The sequence below is a fragment of the Streptomyces sp. GLSS-08 genome, assembly GCF_056387915.1.
Window position 1 is genome coordinate 21,127 of record NZ_JBWJAQ010000015.1, and the last position, 15,545, is coordinate 36,671.

The window sequence follows — 15,545 nt, forward strand, 5'->3', positions numbered from 1 at the left end:
CCGTGCCCACGCCGACGTGGCCGTCCGTCAGTGCTGCTGCACACTGGCGAAGGAGTTCGACTGGCTGTTGGCCTGGGTGCACTCGACGCCCTTGGTCTGTGCCGGGGCAAGCAGGGCGACCGGGACGTTCGCATCGAGCAGGGTCTGCGGGCTGCACTCCTGGTACGGACGGAACAGGTTGGCCTGCCCCGCCGAAGCGCCCTGTTCCTTCCGCGGCGCTTCAGGAGAGATCTGCGGGCTGAGCTGCGGATTCAGCTGCGGATTGACCTGCGGGGAGACCTGAGTGCCACGCGACGGTGCCGCCTGTTGCGGTGCCGGCGAGCCATAGGTCTGCGCGGTCGCCTGAGCGGAAGACGCCGAGGCGGCCTGGGCGTCGGGCTGCGAAACCGGGGGCGGTGCAGCGCCGCTGTTGGCGGGCGGGGTGACGGCGGAGCTTGGGCCGACGCCCGCGCCGGACAGACTGCCGGCTGCTGCGACGACGAGCGCGACCTTATGAAGCATGCGCATGAGTTCCTCGGCTCTTCAATTGACCTGTACACGGGAGCTGATAGCCGATGGGGCAACGCAGTCTTCGCTGTCCTTGCTGCCCTGTCCGGCTGCGATGGGCCATCCCTATCGCTTCGTGGGGAACGAATTGAGCACGGACTCGATACGGGGGCAGGGGTGTGGTCACCCATTTGAGCAGGGGCGCGCGAACCGTGACACCCGGATCGCCAGACGGCAAATGGGTGACAAGTCGTCGAGTGCCGTGACTGCGGCGCCGAAACCTCGTTCCTCGGACGAGAGGCAGCGACCGAAAGCCATCTGTTGCCAGCTCCGACACCAAGTCCGCTGCTCCTTGAGATAACCGTAACCCCCGACGCGATGCGATTAGCGCACCGACTGCGCGTGACCGCATTGAATGCAATTGACTCACATTTTCAGGTAACGAAGGGCCGAGAGTTTCATGCGGAAGCTTCACAAGGCCGCGCTCGTCGTCGCAGCGGCCAGCGGGTTGGCCGGCATCGGCGCCGGCGGCAGCTATGCCAACTCGCCGGATGGGCGCCTCAGTGCCACTCCGGCATCGGTTCCGGATCAGCCAACTGCTCCGGCCGCGGCTCCCCAACCAGCCCCACCGGCCGCCCCGTCAGGACCACAGCAGACCGGATACGCCTCGGCCTCGGCTTCCTCACAGGGAACGGCCCAAGCCGCCAGCTCGCCGAACCCGCAACAGGCCGCCCCTGCACAGGCACAGGCCGCCCCCGCACAGCAGGCACAGGCCGCCCCGTCGCAGGTCGTGCCGCAGGTCATGCCGCAAGTCATGCCGCAAGTGGCCCCACAGGTAGCAGTACCCCAGGCATTCGACGAACCCCCGGTGTTTGTCGCCCCGCAGGTGAACCCGCAGCTCAACCCTCAGGTAAACCCGCTCGTCAACCCGTCGATCACGCCCACGAGCGCACCGGAGCTGGCTCCGGTCGGCCTCGGACAGATCGCGGCGCCTCCGATCGGACAACTGGGACTTCCCCGACTCGGCTGAGAGCCCGCGCTCTGCCCACCCGCGGTCCTGACTCGACATGTTGGATCCCTACACTTCCCCCAAGGAACGTCAAATGCGCAAGATGCACACGGTGATTCTCCTGAGCGCCCTCCTCGGCAGTGCCGGCTCCTTGAGCGCCAACCCCGCCTTCGCACACGGCGAGCCGGGCCACGACATCGACAGCATCGACATCACGCAGGGCACCGAGTGCCGATCACACGACATGAACATCGAGGTGCTCGGCAACATCGGCGCGCTCACCGGCCTGGCAGGCAACTTGCTGAACGGAGAAGGGGCCCCGGGCGCACAGAACAGCCACCTCGGTTCCGACATGGGTTGCAACAGCCGGGCGCTCTGACCGACTTCGAACTCTTAGCCGGCACCATCACTGCATCGGGTTGCATGGAGGCGGCGTGGACGCGTGAAGCGTCCGCGCCGCCTCCATTTTCCTTGGGTTCCTGAGCACAGACCGTGACCGCATGTCGGTGACCTGCCGGCGTATTCCCATTTGGATGTCGGTACGCAGCACGAACGGGGGGTCCGAAGTGTTCGTGGCAGGCACCACGATTGCTGAGCTGGTCAAACGTATCAAGGGCCCCAGGAGGAAGTGTCATATCCTCCTGGGGCCCCGGGGGGGAACACGCATACTTCAACGACGCTGTGCCCTACAGGTTATGCACCGGCAGGCCGCTCACCCCGCATCGGCATCCGCGTCAGTTACTTGGGCGGAAGCGGCGGTACAAGATCGCACCCATCAGGAGGGACGCTGCTCCGCCGGCGACGGCAGGGACGGTCAGATCCGCTCCCGTGTGGGCCAGCGTGGGCGCTGCCGTATCCGGGATGTTCGGAACGGGCCGATGCCGGGGGGTCGGGGGGTGCGACGCTGGGGGCTTGGGGGCCGGAGTCTGCCGGGGGACGTGTGGGTGGGACTGGTCACTTTCGTTGACCGAGTGGTTGCCGATCGCTGGGTTACCCACGCCGACCGCGTTGACGCTGTTCCCTGACACGTTCACCGGCAGATCGATCGGCAGTTGAATACCGTTGCCTGAGATCAGCCCGGGCGAGTCCTTGACGTGGCCATGGGCCGAAGCTCCGCCTGACAAGTCCGGTCCGCCGTCGGTTTCCGCACCGTGGGCCTTCACCGCGTCCTGGTTTCTGCACACGTTGCCCACGGCCGGGTTGAGCAGCCCCACGACGTCCACCGTGTTGCCGCAGACGTTGACCGCCGCAGACAGCGGAACCTGGATGTTGTTCCCTGAGAGCACCCCGGGCGAACCGGCCGCCGCACCCCCGGCATCAGCACCGTCGGTCGCGAAAACTGCGGACGTGGGAAGTGCCACGGCCATCGCGCCGGATGCGGCGGCAACGGCGAGCATGCGGTTTCGAGTAGCCCGTCTCATAGATCCTTACCTTCCTAGCATCACCGCGGGTACTCACCCGCACATCTGCAAACGCTGGAAAGGCAGCAGAGTTATGGCATACCGCCTTCCAAGTCGTTGTGCTGGGCCATGGGGTTCCGACAGCCGCCCTCAATCATGTGACTGTCGGTCAGAGCGAAACCGGTCGGGGCCGCGTTCCCGCGCGCGGCACCCTCCCCTCCCCGAGTCCCCAGCGGCGAGAAGCCCGTGCGGCTGCTGCGGCCGTCGTCACGGCCGTGGCTCCCGCTCGCGCTGGCCCACCGTGGCGGATGCCACCCTGGCTGGGGCGGGAGGCCGGGAACTGGCGGGTAACTGCCGCTTGCCCGGGCGTCGCGGCGGGGAGGTACGGGACAGCCGACGCACTCCTCGCGTCATCAGGGTCAGGTGATCGCTGTGCAGATGCCAGGCGCCGGCCGGGACGGGCCGGTGAGTGTTCCGGTGCGTTTCGCCAAAGGCGGCTCAGTCGGGCCAGGCGGGGCCGACCTCGGCAGGGGCAGCCCGTGACGCTCCACGACGACGTTGCTCCGCTATGGACTGGTTCGGTGGCGCTGGAGCCTGGACTGCTGGTCTTCGAGGGCGTGGTGGGTACGGCGCACGCGCATGCCCATGCGGCAGTGCAGCTCCTGGTCGTCACCGCCGGCCGGGTAGAGCTCGCGGACGGGCATGGAGAGGCGCGCGCCGTCGAGGCTGCCTTGATCCCTGCCCGAGCCGTGCACGTGGTCAACGGCGAAGGCGCGACAGCGGTCTGTGTCTACTGCGACCCGGACAGTCCTGTGGGCCGGGCCCTTCGAGCCCGCTTCACGCACGCACCGGGTGACCGCCTCACCGGCTGGATCACCGCCGCCGCCCCGATCGCCTCCTCGCTGCGGGCGCCGGCCGCCGGCGGGATCGGGGAGAGGGTGATGCGCAGTCTGGCCGTGGGCCGGTCCGCGCGTGGCTGCCATCCGGCGGTACGCGCCGCGACCGGCCGTGTCCAGGCACTGCTGGGCTGCCCCATACGGCTGGGCGACGTGGCTGCGGAGGTCGGTCTGTCCGCCGATCGGCTCGGGCACCTGTTCGCTGAAGAGCTCGGGCTGTCCTTCCCCGCCTACCTGCGGTGGGCCCGGCTGCGGCGGGCGATGGAGCTGGCACGAGGCGGAGCGACTCTCACGCAGGCCGCCCACGGTGCGGGGTTCGCCGACAGTTCGCATCTGACGAGGGTCGCCCACGAGATGTTCGGGCTCGCACCCTCCGAGGTCATCCGCGGTGTTCAGTGGGCGCCGGCCTCGACGAACCCCCTGCTCGCCACTTGAGGGCGCACGGCAGCGGATCCGTCCAAGCCAGTCCTGGCGGTGCGCAGCACGCTGGACTGCATGGTCGGCAACCTCATTCGGTACGGATATGCCCCGCTCCTGCTGGTCGGGGTCAACGGCTGCGGCATCGCCCTGGCCGGGGCGGGCGCGTCGAAGGTGTGGCTGCTCGCTCTGCTGGCGGCTGCGGTCGGGGCGTCGTTCGCCGCGGAACGGCTGTTGCCCTACTGCCGGGAGTGGAACACGCCGGCGGGTGACGGTCGTCGCGACACGGCCCATGCTGTGATCAACGAGACCCTGATCCTCGGTGGCGTCGCTGCCATTCCGGTGCTGGCGGCCGTCGTCACGGTGGCCGAAGTGTGGCCGCACCGTTGGCCGTTCGCCCTCCAGGTGGTCTTCGCGGTCCTGGTGGCGGATCTTGGGATCACGCTCGTCCACCTCGCCAGTCACAAGGTCGGTGTTCTGTGGCGTTTCCATGCCGTCCACCACTCCGTGAAACGCTTCTACGGCTTCAACGGTCTGATGAAGCATCCGCTGCACCAGAGTGTGGAACTGAGTGCGGGGGTCGCGCCGCTCCTGGCCATGGGCCTTCCGGTCGATGTGGCCGCGGCTCTGGCCCTGATCGTTGCCGTGCAGTTGCTCCTGCAGCATTCCAACGCGGACTACAGAGTGGGTCCTTTGCGGTACGTGCTGTCGCTGAACGAGGGGCACCGGTTCCACCACCTGAAGTGGGCGGGTGTGGGTGATGTCAACTTCGGTCTTTTCACCCTCGTCTGGGACCGGATGCTCGGCACGTACTCGTACGATCCCGGGCGCCGGTTCTCCAGCGATGATCTGGGGATGGCCGCGAAGCCGTGCTATCCGGGCGGCTACCTCGCACAGCTTGCCGAACCGTTCCGTGCCCGCGGCGCCTGCACCGCACCACCCGCGGACCACGGCTCTCCCCCATCGCGGACCCGTACCGGGGACGCCACCGGCCGGGCGTAGCGGGCTTTGAGGTCCGCTCTGTTCAGCCGTGGCCGAAGGGGCATCCGCCCTTGCCACGGCGTTTGGCGTCGTCGTCGAGGTAGAAGTTGGGGCGCTGGTCGGCCTGGTGGTAGTAGCGGTGGAAGACCGGTGTGATGCCGCCGGAGACGGGGGGCACGATCCAGCTCCAGTCGGCCGGGACGGTGCGGCCCTGCCGTTCCTCCTTGGCCAGGTGGGTCAGGAAGTGCCGGGATTCGGTGTGGTGGTCGCTGATCTTGACCTCGGCCTCGTTGAAGGAGTGCAGCACGGCGATGTTGAGTTCGACCAGGGCGCGGTCGCGCCACAGGGTGGCCTCGCTGCTGGTGTCGAGCCCGAGGTGTTCGGCGATGGCGGGCAGCAGGTCGTACCGGTCGGCGTCGACGAGGTTGCGGGCGCCGATCTCGGTGCCCATGTACCAGCCGTTGAAGGGGGCGAGCGGGTAGTCGACGCCGCCGATGCGCAGCCGCATGTTGGAGATGGCCGGGACCGCATGCCAGCGCAGGCCCAGGTCGGCGAAGCGCGGGTGGTCGGGGTGGGTCAGGCGGACTTCGAGGACGAGGTCGCTGGGCACGTCGAAGAGTTGGGGCTTGTCGTGGTCGGTTTCGATGACCCAGGGCAGTACGTCCCAGGCGCCGCCGGGGGCCTGCCATCCCAGTCGGCGGGCGGTGTCGGTGAAGTCCACGTAGGCGGGGTCGCCGACGGTGTCGTTGCCGTCCTTGCGGTATCCGGCGTAGCGGATGAGCTGGTCGTTCCACACCCGCGGAGCTCGTCCTTGGGGTGTGTCGGGGGCGAAGACGGAGATGACCGGGCGGATGCGCCCGTTGTTGGTGGCCTGGCGCAGGTGCTCGGCGAGGTGCCGGTTTATCTGGTCGGCGCTGGTGGCGTCGCGGCGGTCCAGGACACGCAGGCTCTTCCAGTACAGGCGGCCGATGCAGCGGCTGGAGTTGCGCCAGGCGACGCGGGCGCCGAAGGCCAGTTCGTCTGCGGTGTGGGTGTAGGTGCCGCTCCGTTCGATGTGGGTGCGGATCTGTTGCAGGCGTGCGTGCAGTGGGGCCGGCTGGTCCGGCTGCTCGGCGTGGTGGAGGCGCACGAACTCTTCGGCTTCGTCCCAGTCGGCCGTCGCGTCTGCAGGCGCCCGGCGGGCCGCGTCCGGCCAGGATGAGGGCGCGGCCGAGGTGCCGGAAGGGGTGGGGGTCGGGTCGGTGGGGGTGGAGCGCGCCAGAAGAGTTTCGGAGTTCATGGGTTTCCTCGCGGGTGGCGTTCGGCTCCGTGGGTCGCCTTGTCGGCAGGGCGAGCCGCGGATGAGCTGTGGCGCGGGGGTGATGGGCGGGGGCACCCGCGCGTGGGCATCGACGACTTCGGGGGTGAGCCGTGCGACCGCGCCGGTGCCCACGCCGGCACACGGGGTCCGGGTCATCTGCCGGACCGGCGGGGCGCGTCAGGCGGCCAGGTCGCCTGACGCTGCTGTACGGGGATCTGAGTGCCGGGCGATGGAGGTGCCGAACAGCTCGTCCCAGTAGGGGGCGGAGATACCGAAGCCGCGGGTGTCGTCGCGGAAGTGGTGACGCATGTGCAGGGAGCGCAGGTGCCGCATCAGCCTGCTCTTCGGTTTGGCGTGGTGGAGGTAGAGGTGGAACAGGTCGTAGGTGAGGTAGCCGAAGGTGTAGCCGGCTCCGAAGGTCAGCGGGAGTGATCCCGGCCCGGAGGCGAGATAGAGGGTGCCGCCGACCATGGGGATGCTCAGCAGCGGGCTGAGGATGGAGCGGCGCGCATCTTGCGGGTAGTCGTGGTGAATGCCGTGCAGGATGTAGTGCAGGCGTGCCCCGAAGCCCTTTTCGGGCTCGTAGTGCAGCACGATGCGGTGGCCCCAGTACTCCGACAGTGTCCAGGTCAGGTAGCCGGCTGCCGCCCAGCCGGCCAGCGCCCAGCCGCTCGCCCGGCCGGTGGAGAACCACACGCAGAGGGCGATGACGGGGCTGAACATGGCTACGGTGGTGACCGGGTGGACGTGGATGAGGTTGTCCAGCCACCGCCGGCCGACGACGGCGGGCGCGTTGCCGCGGCGGACGGCGCCCTTGTAGCTGCCCCGGGCGGGTGATGGGGAGGTCACGCCCCGGCTCCTTCCGTGGTGGGAACCTTCACCCGCGTCTCGTAGGCGACACGGGCCTGGTAGTTGGTGGTGCGCAGCAGCTGGTCGGCTTTGAGGAAACGGCCCATGGCGTCGCGCCAGGGCTGCGGCAGCAGGAACAGGGAGCGGGTGACGGGGTTGGTCCAGCCGGGTACGTACCGGTTGTAGACCGGGCGGCGGGCGGTGCGCAGCACGGACTTGGCGATGTCGTCGGGGGTGAGCAGGGGTACGAAGCGGCCCTTGCCGACGCCGGAGGTCAGCTCGGTCTGGGCGGGGATGGGCAGGATGATGGACAGGTCCACGCCGGATCCGCGCAGTTCGGCGCGTACGCCCTCGGACAGGCCCACCACGCCGTGTTTGGCGGCGGAGTAGGTGGCGCAGCCGGGCAGGCCGATCATGCCGACGGCGGAGACCATGTTGATGATGTGGCCCCGGCCGCGCTCGCGCATCGGGCTGATGGCGGTCTTCATGCCGTTGAGGGTGCCGAGCAGGTTGACGTTCAGCTGGTGGGCGGTGTCCTCGGCCGACTCGTTCTCGAACCGGCCGACGATCATCTCGCCGGCGTTGTTGACGAAGATGTCGATGGCGCCGAGGTCGGCTTCGACCGCGGTCCAGAATGCCTGGACGCTGCGGGGGTCGGTGACGTCGAGGGGGTAGGCGTGGGCGCCGATGTCGGCGGCGACCTTGGTCGCGAAGTCCAGGTTGCGGGCACCGATGGCCACCTTGGCGCCCTTGGCGAGGAACAGTTCGGCGGTGGCGCGGCCGATGCCGCGGCTGCCGCCGGTGATGGCGACGACCTTGTTGTTGATGTCCCTGGGCACGGAGGGTCCTCCTGAAGTCGCGGTGGGTCGGTGGGGCACGGGGTGGGTCAGGCGAGGATGCGGAAGGTGCGGTTGTGCCAGATCAGTGGGTGGCCGCCGCGGTGGCCGAGGGCTCGGACCGCGGCTGTGAGGATGGTGTGGTCCCCGCCCGGATAGGCGGCCTGGACCTGGCACGTCAGCCAGGCCAGTGCCTCGTCCAGAACCGGCAGGTGGTCCATGCGGTGGTGCGCGGTGTGGGCGAAGCGGTCGGTCTGGTCCACGCTGCGGTCGGCGAACCGCTTCGCGAGGTGGACCTGGTCATCGCGCAGCACGTTGACGGCGAACGCGCCGGTGGCGCGGATCCGGGCCAGGGTGCGGCTGTGGTTGTCCGCGCAGGCCAGGATCAGCGGCGGGTCCAGGGACAGTGAGCACACCGCGCTGGCCGTCATCCCGGCCGGGCCGGTGCCGTCGGTCGCGCTGGTGGTCAGTACGGTGACGCCGGTGGGCAGTTGGGCGAACAGATTTTTGAACTGTTGTGCGGTCACCGGGTCCGTGGCGTCGCCTGGGTGTTGCGGCGGGGCTGCCGGCGTGGTGAGGGAGCGGGTCACGGCCGGGCGTCCGCTGCGGTGGCCGGGACCGGCAGCGGTTCGGAGGCGGTCAGGGTGATGTGCTCGCCCAGCAGGCCGCGCAGGATCAGGCTGATGGCTTCGGCCAGGGCCTGGCAGGCGATCGGGTCGATGATCGCGGCGAGGCTGGGCATGCCGAGGTCGAAGGTGGCGGTGAACCGCACGGTGACCGCACGGTCGTGGCTGTAGACCTGCCAGCTGCCGTCGAACTGGTCGAAGTCGCCGTCGGTCTGGGTGAACTCGATGGTCAGGTTGGCGGCGTCGACGCGGTCACGTTCGGACCAGCACAGGATGCCGTTGCGGAAGTTCACCGACCAGTCCGAGTCCAGGGTGTCGTCTCCCTTGTCGGTGACGTTCACCTCGCGGACGGCGTCGGTGTACCGCGGGTAGGCGGCGAAGTCGCGCAGTCGGTCGAATACGTCGGTGGCGGAGGCGTCGGCTATGAGGGCGTCGAGGGTCACCTCGGGCATGTCAGCGTGTCCCCTTCTTGAAGGCGGTCGGGCGGGTCAGGGCGGTGGCCGCGGAGGTGAAGGCGCTGCTGATCCAGTCCAGATCGGCGGGCGTGAGTACCGCGGGCGGGGTCAGGCGCACGACCCGGTGGGCGTTGAGGGAGTGGTTCACCAGCAGCCCGGCCTCCAGGAGGTGCAGGACGAGTTCGCCGGCGGCGCGTTCGTTGCGCATCTCGATGCCGATGAGCAGGCCGCGGCCTCGGATGTCGACCACGGTGTCGCCGTACAGCGGCGCCAGAGCAGCGTGCAGCCGGTCCAGCAGTTCCTGGCCGAGGGTGCCGGCCCGCTCCACCAGGTTCTCGTCGCGGATCGCGGCCACGGCCGCCGCCGCGGCGGCCATGGCAACCGGGGCGGCGGCGAAGGTGGAGGTGTGCAGGAACGGGTCCTTGTCGAAGGGCGTGTACGCCTCGGCGGTGGCGACGGCGGCGGCGACGGGGATGACGCCGCCGCTGAGGTTCTTGCCGACGAGCAGCACGTCCGGCCGGACGGCCTCGGTGTCGGCACCCCACCAGGTGCCCAGGCGGCCCAGGCCTGTCTGGATCTCGTCGAGGACGAAGAACGCGCCGTGCTCGGTGCACAGTTGCTGCACGCGGGTGAGGTAGCCGGGCGGCGGCAGGACGGCGCCGCCCTCGCCCTGCATCGGTTCGAGGATGACGCAGGCCGGCCCGCCGGTGGCGAGGGCCTGCTCGAGGGCGTCGGCGTCGCCGTAGGGGACGTGTTCGGCCGGCAGCAGCGGGCGGAACGGGTCCTGGTAGAGAGCTTTGGCGGTGACGGCGAGTGCGCCGGTGGTCTTGCCGTGGTAGCCGCCGACGGCGGAGATCAGCCGGTGCCTGCCGTGGGCGCGGGCCAGTTTGATCGCCGTCTCGGTCGCTTCGGCGCCGGAGGTGACGAAGTGCACGCGCTCCAGCCCGGGCGGGGTGACGCTGGCCAACGCTGCCGCGGCGGTGGCCGCGGCCGGCTCCAGGAGCAGGCGGGTGGCCATGGGGTGCCGTCTGATCTGCTCGATCACCGCGTCGACGACCCGGGGGTGGCGGTGGCCGAGGAGGAAGACGCCGTAGCCGCCGCAGTCCAGGTACTCCTTGGCGTCGGCGTCCCACACGCGGCTGCCTTCGGAGGCGGTCTCCATGGCCGCGCCGGTCAGGGACGCCAGGCGGGCCCGGCCCTTGCTCAGGTGCCGCCGGTAGATGCCCAGTACCTCGGCGGACGAGGCATTCGCTGCCGCCGGAGGGGTCAGGGTGAGTTCGCTCATGCCGTCACCTGCGCGGTGTCGAGGACGGGCGCCGACGGCTGGCGGACCATGCCCCTGGCATGGGCCATGTAGGTGACCGACGTGCGCAGTGCCGCCTCCAGTTCGGCGGCGCTGAGCGCGCCCGGTATGCCGGGCAGCTCCCCGAGGCTGGTGGGGAAGACGTGCCCGTGCGCGAAGAGGGCGGTCATGGCGAGCATGTCGTCGAAGCGGCGCCGCGCCCGTGGGTGCAGGTTGGCGATGAACACGGGTCTGATCAGCCGGTCGACCATCTCGGGGCCGGTCATGCGCGGCCGCACCGGGTCCAGGCCGAGTTCGCCGGCGGTGTCGCCGATTACCTGAAGGGCGCGCTCGGTGCTCAGCGCGTTGTTCCCCGCGGTGACCCATATTTCGCCGTCGCGGCGGCCCTGCCGGATCAGAGCGGTGATGGCGGAGGCGACGACGTCCTGCGGTACGAAGTCGACGGGCGAGTCGGCCGGCACCGGGACCAACGGCAGCAGGCCGCGCAGGAGGCCGTGGATGATGCCGTGCATGCCCTGGAACGCCGAGATCTCGCCCGTGGTGGCGTCCCCGATCACCACGGACGGACGGATGATCACCGCGGGGATGCCGGCCGTGCGCACGACCTGTTCGCCCGCCCGCTTGGAGTCCAGGTAGTCCTCCGGGCGCGCGGTGGCCTCCCCCTGGTCCTGACCCAGGTGGGTCCGGGTCAGATCGGTGCGGTCCACGAACGCGGTGGACACGTGGTAAAGCACGGCGTCGGCGTCGGCGGCCAGTTGCACGATCTGCCGGGTACCGGCCTCATTCAGGGCGTGGGTGGCCTCGGGACCGCTGGAGAAGGCGGTGATGGCCGCGCAGTGCACGATCACGTCCACCCGGGAGGCGAGGTGGCGGTAGGCGGCCCGGGCAAGGCCGAGGCTGGGCGCGGTCAGGTCTGCGGTCAGCTGCTCGTCGGCGCCGGGCGCGGGCGTGCGGTGGGTCAGGGCGATGACGTGGCAGTCGGCGAGTTGGGGCAGCAGCGCGCTGCCGAGGACACCGGACGCGCCGGTGAGCAGAACAGTGGGACGGCAGGGCACGATCGAGCACCTCACGGACAGGTCTACGGGCGTACAGGAGTCGACGGGCAGCGGCAGCCGGACGTGTCGTGGCTGCGGCGTGGCAGCACGGCTTGCACGGTCGGCAGGGCGCGCAGGAAGAGCGCGACGAGCGAAAGGCAGGGAGGGCGGCGCGGTGGGACTGCGCGGCGGCGGTCCGTCAGGGGATGCGCAGCGGGGCGTGGCCGGCGAAGTAGTCGGCCAGCGGGGCGGCCATGCGGGCCCGGGACGGAGGGTGGAAGGCCAGCGCGCTACAGGCGGAGTGCAGGTAGGCGATGTCACCGGAACGGATGAACGCCATGCCGCCCAGTGCCTCCACGCACACCGACAGCACGTGGCTGATCGCGTCCTGGGCGGCGTAGCGGCACACCAGGGAGCGGGCCAGGGTGTGCTCGCTGACGCCGTCGGATGCCACCTCGGCGGCAAGCCCTTCCAGGGTGAGGGCGACGGCGTCCACGGTGGTGACGGCGTCGGCTCGTACGGTCGTGTCCACGCGGGTGTTGGCCAGGGTGTGCTCGACGAGGGCGGAGGCCGCGCCGAGGTAGCTGGCGGTCATGAGGGTTTCGAACCAGACGAAGCCGACGGTCTGCAGCGCGTCCAGGCGGCCGTCGTCGGTGACGTCGGTGCGCACCAGCAGTTCGGCGGGCACCTCGACGTCGTCCAGGACGACTTCCTCGCTCTCGGCGCCGGCCAGGATCGGGCTGCTCCAGAACGGTTTGACCGACACCCCCGGTGCGTCGGCGGGCACGAGCGCGATGGCCAGTTGTTCGGTGCCGCCGGGGCCGGGCAGCGGCAGGGATGCCGTGAGCAGGTTCATCGAGCGGGCCAGACTGCATGGCTTCTTGGACCCGCTCAGGAACACCTTGTCACCCTCGGTCCGGGCGGTCAGCGCGGGATTGAGGATGCCCTGTCCGGTGCGGCCCTCGGCGAAGCCGGAGGCGAGCAGCAGACGGTCTTTGGCGATGGCGGCCAGCAGCATCCACTCCATGCCGCTGCTGGTGGCCGCCGCCTCGACCAGGGAGGCCACGGAGAAGTGGTGCATGGTGGTGGCGACCGCCAGCGACGGCGATCGGGAGCCGAGCGCACGCTGTACGCGGAGGGCGGTGAGCAGGTCCGCGCCGCGGCCGCCGTGCTCGATGGGCACCAGCAGGCCCGGTCCGTCGGCTTCGGTGAACAGTTTGATGCCGGGAGCGCCGGGAGCTTCCAGCTCCGCCAGCGGCACGGCGGCCAGGGCCTGGTCCAGTCCGGGCAGCAGTTCCTCGACGATGGCGCGTTCACGTTGCAGATACCGCATGGACCTGGTTCCCCCAACCTGGTTGCCTACCCGTATCAGCCGCTGCGTCCGCCCGAAGTCGCTCCCGGCCGAAAACCCCCCACGGCATGGGCAACGTTATGAGGTGATGCTGCAGCAGCCATGCAGCGGAGTTGCAGGTACCGCTCAAGAGTTCGGCACGGCGTGCTGCGAAGTGTCCTGTACGGGTGATGGGGCCCGGCGTGAAGACGTCCGCCCCGGTCGGTGACCGGGGCGGACGGGTGAGGGCGGGTCGGTTGGTCAGTCGTCGAGGCCGATCTTCTGGTGGAGGCGGGCCAGGGGACGCGGGGCCCACCAGTTGGCGCGTCCGGCAAGGCGCATGAACGCCGGCACCAGGATGCCGCGCACGAGGGTGGCGTCCACGATGACGGCGAGCGCGAGCCCGACCCCGAGGAGCTTGAGCGGGGTCAGGGAGGAGGTCGCGAACGCCAGCAGGACGGTGGCGACCAGCGCGGCAGCCGCGGTGACCAGCCGTCCGGTGCGCTCGAGTCCCCAGGCCACGGCGGAGACGTTGTCGCCGGTGCGGTGGTATTCCTCCTTGATCCGGGAGAGCAGGAAGACCTCGTAGTCCATGGAGAGGCCGAAGGCGACGCAGAACATGAGGATCGGGGTGTCGATGTCGAGCATGCCGGTGACCGTGAAGTCACCGACCAGCCAGCGCAGATGGCCGTCCTGGAAGACGTAGACCATCGCGCCGAACGTGGCGGTCAGGGACAGCAGGTTGAGCACGATCGCCTTGACGGGGATGAGCAGGCTGCCGGTGAACAGGAACAGCAGCACCATGGTCGAGGCTGCGATGATGCCCAGCGCCCAGGGCAGCTTGTCGCCCAGGGTCGCTTTGGAGTCCACCAGCAGCGCTGCCTGCCCGCCCACGAGGGCCGTGTCCGGGGCGGGCAGGGCACGGACGGTGTCGACCAGGTCCATGCCCCGCGGGGAGTACGGCTCGGTGTCGGAGACCACCGACAGCCAGGTGCCCTTCTCTGCTTCGAACCGCTCGGACGCTTTGCCGGGCGGGGCGACCCGCTGCCCTTCGCTGTAGGAACCGGTCAGTGCATCCACCCGGGTGATGCCGGGCACCGTCGACAGTTTCTGGGCGTAGTGGGCCACTTTCGCCGACGCCGCCTCGGGGTCGATGTCGGGCATGACCACGTTCAGTGGGGAGCTCTCGCGGTTGTCGAACTCCTGGCGCAGCACCTCGGCGCTTCGGTGGGCGGAGGAGCTGGCGGGCAGCACCCGGTCGTCGCTGTCTCCGAACTCGGCTCGCAGGAACGGCAGTCCGAGCGCCACCAGGACTGCCGTCACGGCCAGTGCGAAGGGCAGCGGACGGCGCATCACCGCCATCGCCAGTTTGTGCCAGAACCCCTCCCGGTTGCTGCGTGCGGCGGCGACCGGGGCGTTCCGGCGGAAGAGGCGGCGCACATTGAGCGCGTCGATGCGGCGGCCGAGGACGGCCAGCAGGGCGGGCAGGACCACGACTGAGCCGAGCGCCGCCAGGCCCACCACGGCGATACCGGAATAGGCGAAGGACCGCAGGTGGTACATGGGGAAGACGAGCATCGCCGACAGCGACACCGCGACCGTCAGCGCAGAGAACAGCACGGTGCGGCCGGCGGTGCGCACGGATTCGGCTACGGCCTCGTGCACGGTCCGGCCGCGGGCGAGTTCCTCGCGGTAGCGGGTGACGATGAACAGGCTGTAGTCGATCGCCAGCCCGAGGCCGAGCGCGGTGGTGATGTTGACGGAGAACACGGAGACCTGCACGACCATGTCCAGCAGCCGCAGGATGACAAATGATCCGATCACGGCGAGGATGCCGACGGCCAGCGGGGTGCTGGCGGCCACGACGCTGCCGAACACCAGCAGCAGGATGATCAGCACCAGCGGACCTGACAACAGCTCCGCCTTGGTCAGGTCCTCCTCGCTGCGCTTCTCGATCTCCATGCGCACCGCGGTCACGCCGGTCGCGGTGACCTTCAGCGGCCCCCGCTCGCCGACGACGTCGGGCACGATCCTCGCTGCGGCCTTGCGGACCTGGTCCTCGTTCCCGGCCAGCCGCACCATGATCAGCCCGGTGCGGCCGTCCTTCGAGCGCAACGTGGGCGCCTTGTCCAGGGTCCAGTAGGAGGCCGCCTGCACCACTCCGCGTTCGTCGACGAGCCGCTCGGTCAGCGCGGCGCCTTCTCTGCTGACCTGCGCGGCGTCGATGTCGGTATCGGCGGAGGCGATGAACACCAGGTGCGGGGAGCCGCCCTCGAAGCGGGTGTTGAGCAGTTCATCCGCGCGGGCCGACTCCGAGGCCGGGACCGTGATGCCGCCCTCGGACAGGCGGCTTTCGACATCGGAGCCGAACGGGACCGCGACGAGCACCGCCGCGAGGGTGGCCAGCAGGACCAGAAGTCGGCGGCGGGCCAGCCAGTGGCCCAGCCTGGCAAGCCCCCGGGTGGGTACGGACGGTGCGACATCAGGTGGGGTCTGGTTGCGAACGGTGGATGGGGATCCCACGCCTCCTCCTTGGAAGGTGCAGATGGGGCGGCGGCCGGCGAGCGAAGGCCGCACACGAACAGGGGTGAAGGGCCGACGGCAGCCGGCCGGACGTGGCCGG

Annotated in this window: 15 protein-coding genes; 4 read left to right on the forward strand and 11 right to left on the reverse strand. The window is 69.9% G+C overall.

What is annotated here, in order from left to right:
* Window positions 1-27: 27 nt before the first annotated feature.
* Entirely contained in the window at window positions 28-501 is a 474-nt protein-coding gene (locus tag AC0ZLC_RS24920) for a hypothetical protein (protein WP_476754186.1), read from the reverse strand.
* Between the two features lie 445 nt (window positions 502-946).
* Here AC0ZLC_RS24920 and AC0ZLC_RS24925 point away from each other — a divergent pair, with 445 nt between their 5' ends.
* Window positions 947-1,516, forward strand: coding sequence for a hypothetical protein (locus AC0ZLC_RS24925; protein WP_476754187.1), 570 nt, complete (start codon window positions 947-949; stop codon window positions 1,514-1,516).
* 73 nt (window positions 1,517-1,589) lie between these two features.
* Entirely contained in the window at window positions 1,590-1,874 is a 285-nt protein-coding gene (locus AC0ZLC_RS24930) for a hypothetical protein (protein ID WP_476754188.1), read from the forward strand.
* A 355-nt stretch (window positions 1,875-2,229) separates the two neighbouring features.
* On the opposite strand, the gene AC0ZLC_RS24935 is transcribed toward AC0ZLC_RS24930, so the two are convergent.
* Window positions 2,230-2,892: a chaplin gene (locus AC0ZLC_RS24935; protein ID WP_476754189.1), complete on the reverse strand. Its 663-nt coding sequence runs from the start codon at window positions 2,890-2,892 to the stop codon at window positions 2,230-2,232.
* Window positions 2,893-3,476: 584 nt separating this feature from the next.
* Here AC0ZLC_RS24935 and AC0ZLC_RS24940 point away from each other — a divergent pair.
* A complete protein-coding gene (locus AC0ZLC_RS24940) occupies window positions 3,477-4,226 on the forward strand; it encodes a helix-turn-helix transcriptional regulator (protein ID WP_476754190.1) in 750 nt (249 codons plus the stop codon).
* Between the two features lie 60 nt (window positions 4,227-4,286).
* A complete protein-coding gene (locus AC0ZLC_RS24945; protein ID WP_476754191.1) occupies window positions 4,287-5,210 on the forward strand; it encodes a sterol desaturase family protein in 924 nt (307 codons plus the stop codon).
* Window positions 5,211-5,232: 22 nt separating this feature from the next.
* Here AC0ZLC_RS24945 and AC0ZLC_RS24950 read toward each other — a convergent pair whose 3' ends face one another.
* The 9 genes from AC0ZLC_RS24950 to AC0ZLC_RS24990 all read right to left on the reverse strand — a co-directional run bounded on the left by AC0ZLC_RS24950 (window position 5,233) and on the right by AC0ZLC_RS24990 (window position 15,445).
* Window positions 5,233-6,468 (reverse strand): nitric oxide synthase oxygenase, encoded by a 1,236-nt coding sequence (locus AC0ZLC_RS24950; RefSeq protein ID WP_476754192.1) that lies wholly within the window; start codon window positions 6,466-6,468, stop codon window positions 5,233-5,235.
* 198 nt (window positions 6,469-6,666) lie between these two features.
* A complete protein-coding gene (locus AC0ZLC_RS24955) occupies window positions 6,667-7,338 on the reverse strand; it encodes a sterol desaturase family protein (RefSeq protein WP_476754193.1) in 672 nt (223 codons plus the stop codon).
* On the reverse strand, window positions 7,335-8,177 hold the full coding sequence (locus AC0ZLC_RS24960) for an SDR family oxidoreductase (RefSeq protein WP_476754194.1): 843 nt from the start codon (window positions 8,175-8,177) through the stop codon (window positions 7,335-7,337). The genes AC0ZLC_RS24955 and AC0ZLC_RS24960 overlap by 4 nt, the downstream gene beginning before the upstream one ends.
* 47 nt (window positions 8,178-8,224) lie before the next feature.
* Window positions 8,225-8,701, reverse strand: a complete 477-nt coding sequence (locus tag AC0ZLC_RS24965; RefSeq protein WP_476754195.1) for a flavin reductase family protein — start codon at window positions 8,699-8,701, stop codon at window positions 8,225-8,227.
* Between the two features lie 59 nt (window positions 8,702-8,760).
* Window positions 8,761-9,252 (reverse strand): type II toxin-antitoxin system RatA family toxin, encoded by a 492-nt coding sequence (locus AC0ZLC_RS24970; RefSeq protein ID WP_476754196.1) that lies wholly within the window; start codon window positions 9,250-9,252, stop codon window positions 8,761-8,763.
* Window position 9,253: 1 nt separating this feature from the next.
* Window positions 9,254-10,540, reverse strand: a complete 1,287-nt coding sequence (locus AC0ZLC_RS24975) for an aspartate aminotransferase family protein (protein WP_476754197.1) — start codon at window positions 10,538-10,540, stop codon at window positions 9,254-9,256.
* Window positions 10,537-11,613 carry an SDR family oxidoreductase gene (locus AC0ZLC_RS24980; RefSeq protein ID WP_476754198.1) on the reverse strand — a complete coding sequence of 359 codons (1,077 nt, stop codon included), beginning with the start codon at window positions 11,611-11,613 and terminating at the stop codon, window positions 10,537-10,539. Before AC0ZLC_RS24980 ends, AC0ZLC_RS24975 begins: the two co-directional genes overlap by 4 nt.
* Window positions 11,614-11,791: 178 nt before the next feature.
* Complete coding sequence (locus AC0ZLC_RS24985; RefSeq protein ID WP_476754199.1) at window positions 11,792-12,925, reverse strand: acyl-CoA dehydrogenase; 1,134 nt, start codon at window positions 12,923-12,925, stop codon at window positions 11,792-11,794.
* Window positions 12,926-13,183: 258 nt separating this feature from the next.
* The gene (locus tag AC0ZLC_RS24990; protein WP_476754200.1) at window positions 13,184-15,445 is read right to left on the reverse strand and encodes an MMPL family transporter; all 2,262 of its coding nucleotides are present in this window, start codon (window positions 15,443-15,445) and stop codon (window positions 13,184-13,186) included.
* Between the last annotated feature and the right edge of the window lie 100 nt (window positions 15,446-15,545).

What these genes read in the sequence shown, in the direction of transcription:
- AC0ZLC_RS24970 (WP_476754196.1), bottom strand. Translation starts at nt 9,252, where the DNA reads ATGCCCGAGGTGACCCTCGACGCCCTCATAGCCGACGCCTCCGCCACC.
- AC0ZLC_RS24930 (WP_476754188.1), top strand. Translation starts at nt 1,590, where the DNA reads ATGCGCAAGATGCACACGGTGATTCTCCTGAGCGCCCTCCTCGGCAGT.
- AC0ZLC_RS24975 (WP_476754197.1), bottom strand. Translation starts at nt 10,540, where the DNA reads ATGAGCGAACTCACCCTGACCCCTCCGGCGGCAGCGAATGCCTCGTCC.
- AC0ZLC_RS24920 (WP_476754186.1), bottom strand. Translation starts at nt 501, where the DNA reads ATGCTTCATAAGGTCGCGCTCGTCGTCGCAGCAGCCGGCAGTCTGTCC.
- AC0ZLC_RS24925 (WP_476754187.1), top strand. Translation starts at nt 947, where the DNA reads ATGCGGAAGCTTCACAAGGCCGCGCTCGTCGTCGCAGCGGCCAGCGGG.
- AC0ZLC_RS24935 (WP_476754189.1), bottom strand. Translation starts at nt 2,892, where the DNA reads ATGCTCGCCGTTGCCGCCGCATCCGGCGCGATGGCCGTGGCACTTCCC.
- AC0ZLC_RS24950 (WP_476754192.1), bottom strand. Translation starts at nt 6,468, where the DNA reads ATGAACTCCGAAACTCTTCTGGCGCGCTCCACCCCCACCGACCCGACC.
- AC0ZLC_RS24945 (WP_476754191.1), top strand. Translation starts at nt 4,287, where the DNA reads ATGGTCGGCAACCTCATTCGGTACGGATATGCCCCGCTCCTGCTGGTC.
- AC0ZLC_RS24985 (WP_476754199.1), bottom strand. Translation starts at nt 12,925, where the DNA reads ATGCGGTATCTGCAACGTGAACGCGCCATCGTCGAGGAACTGCTGCCC.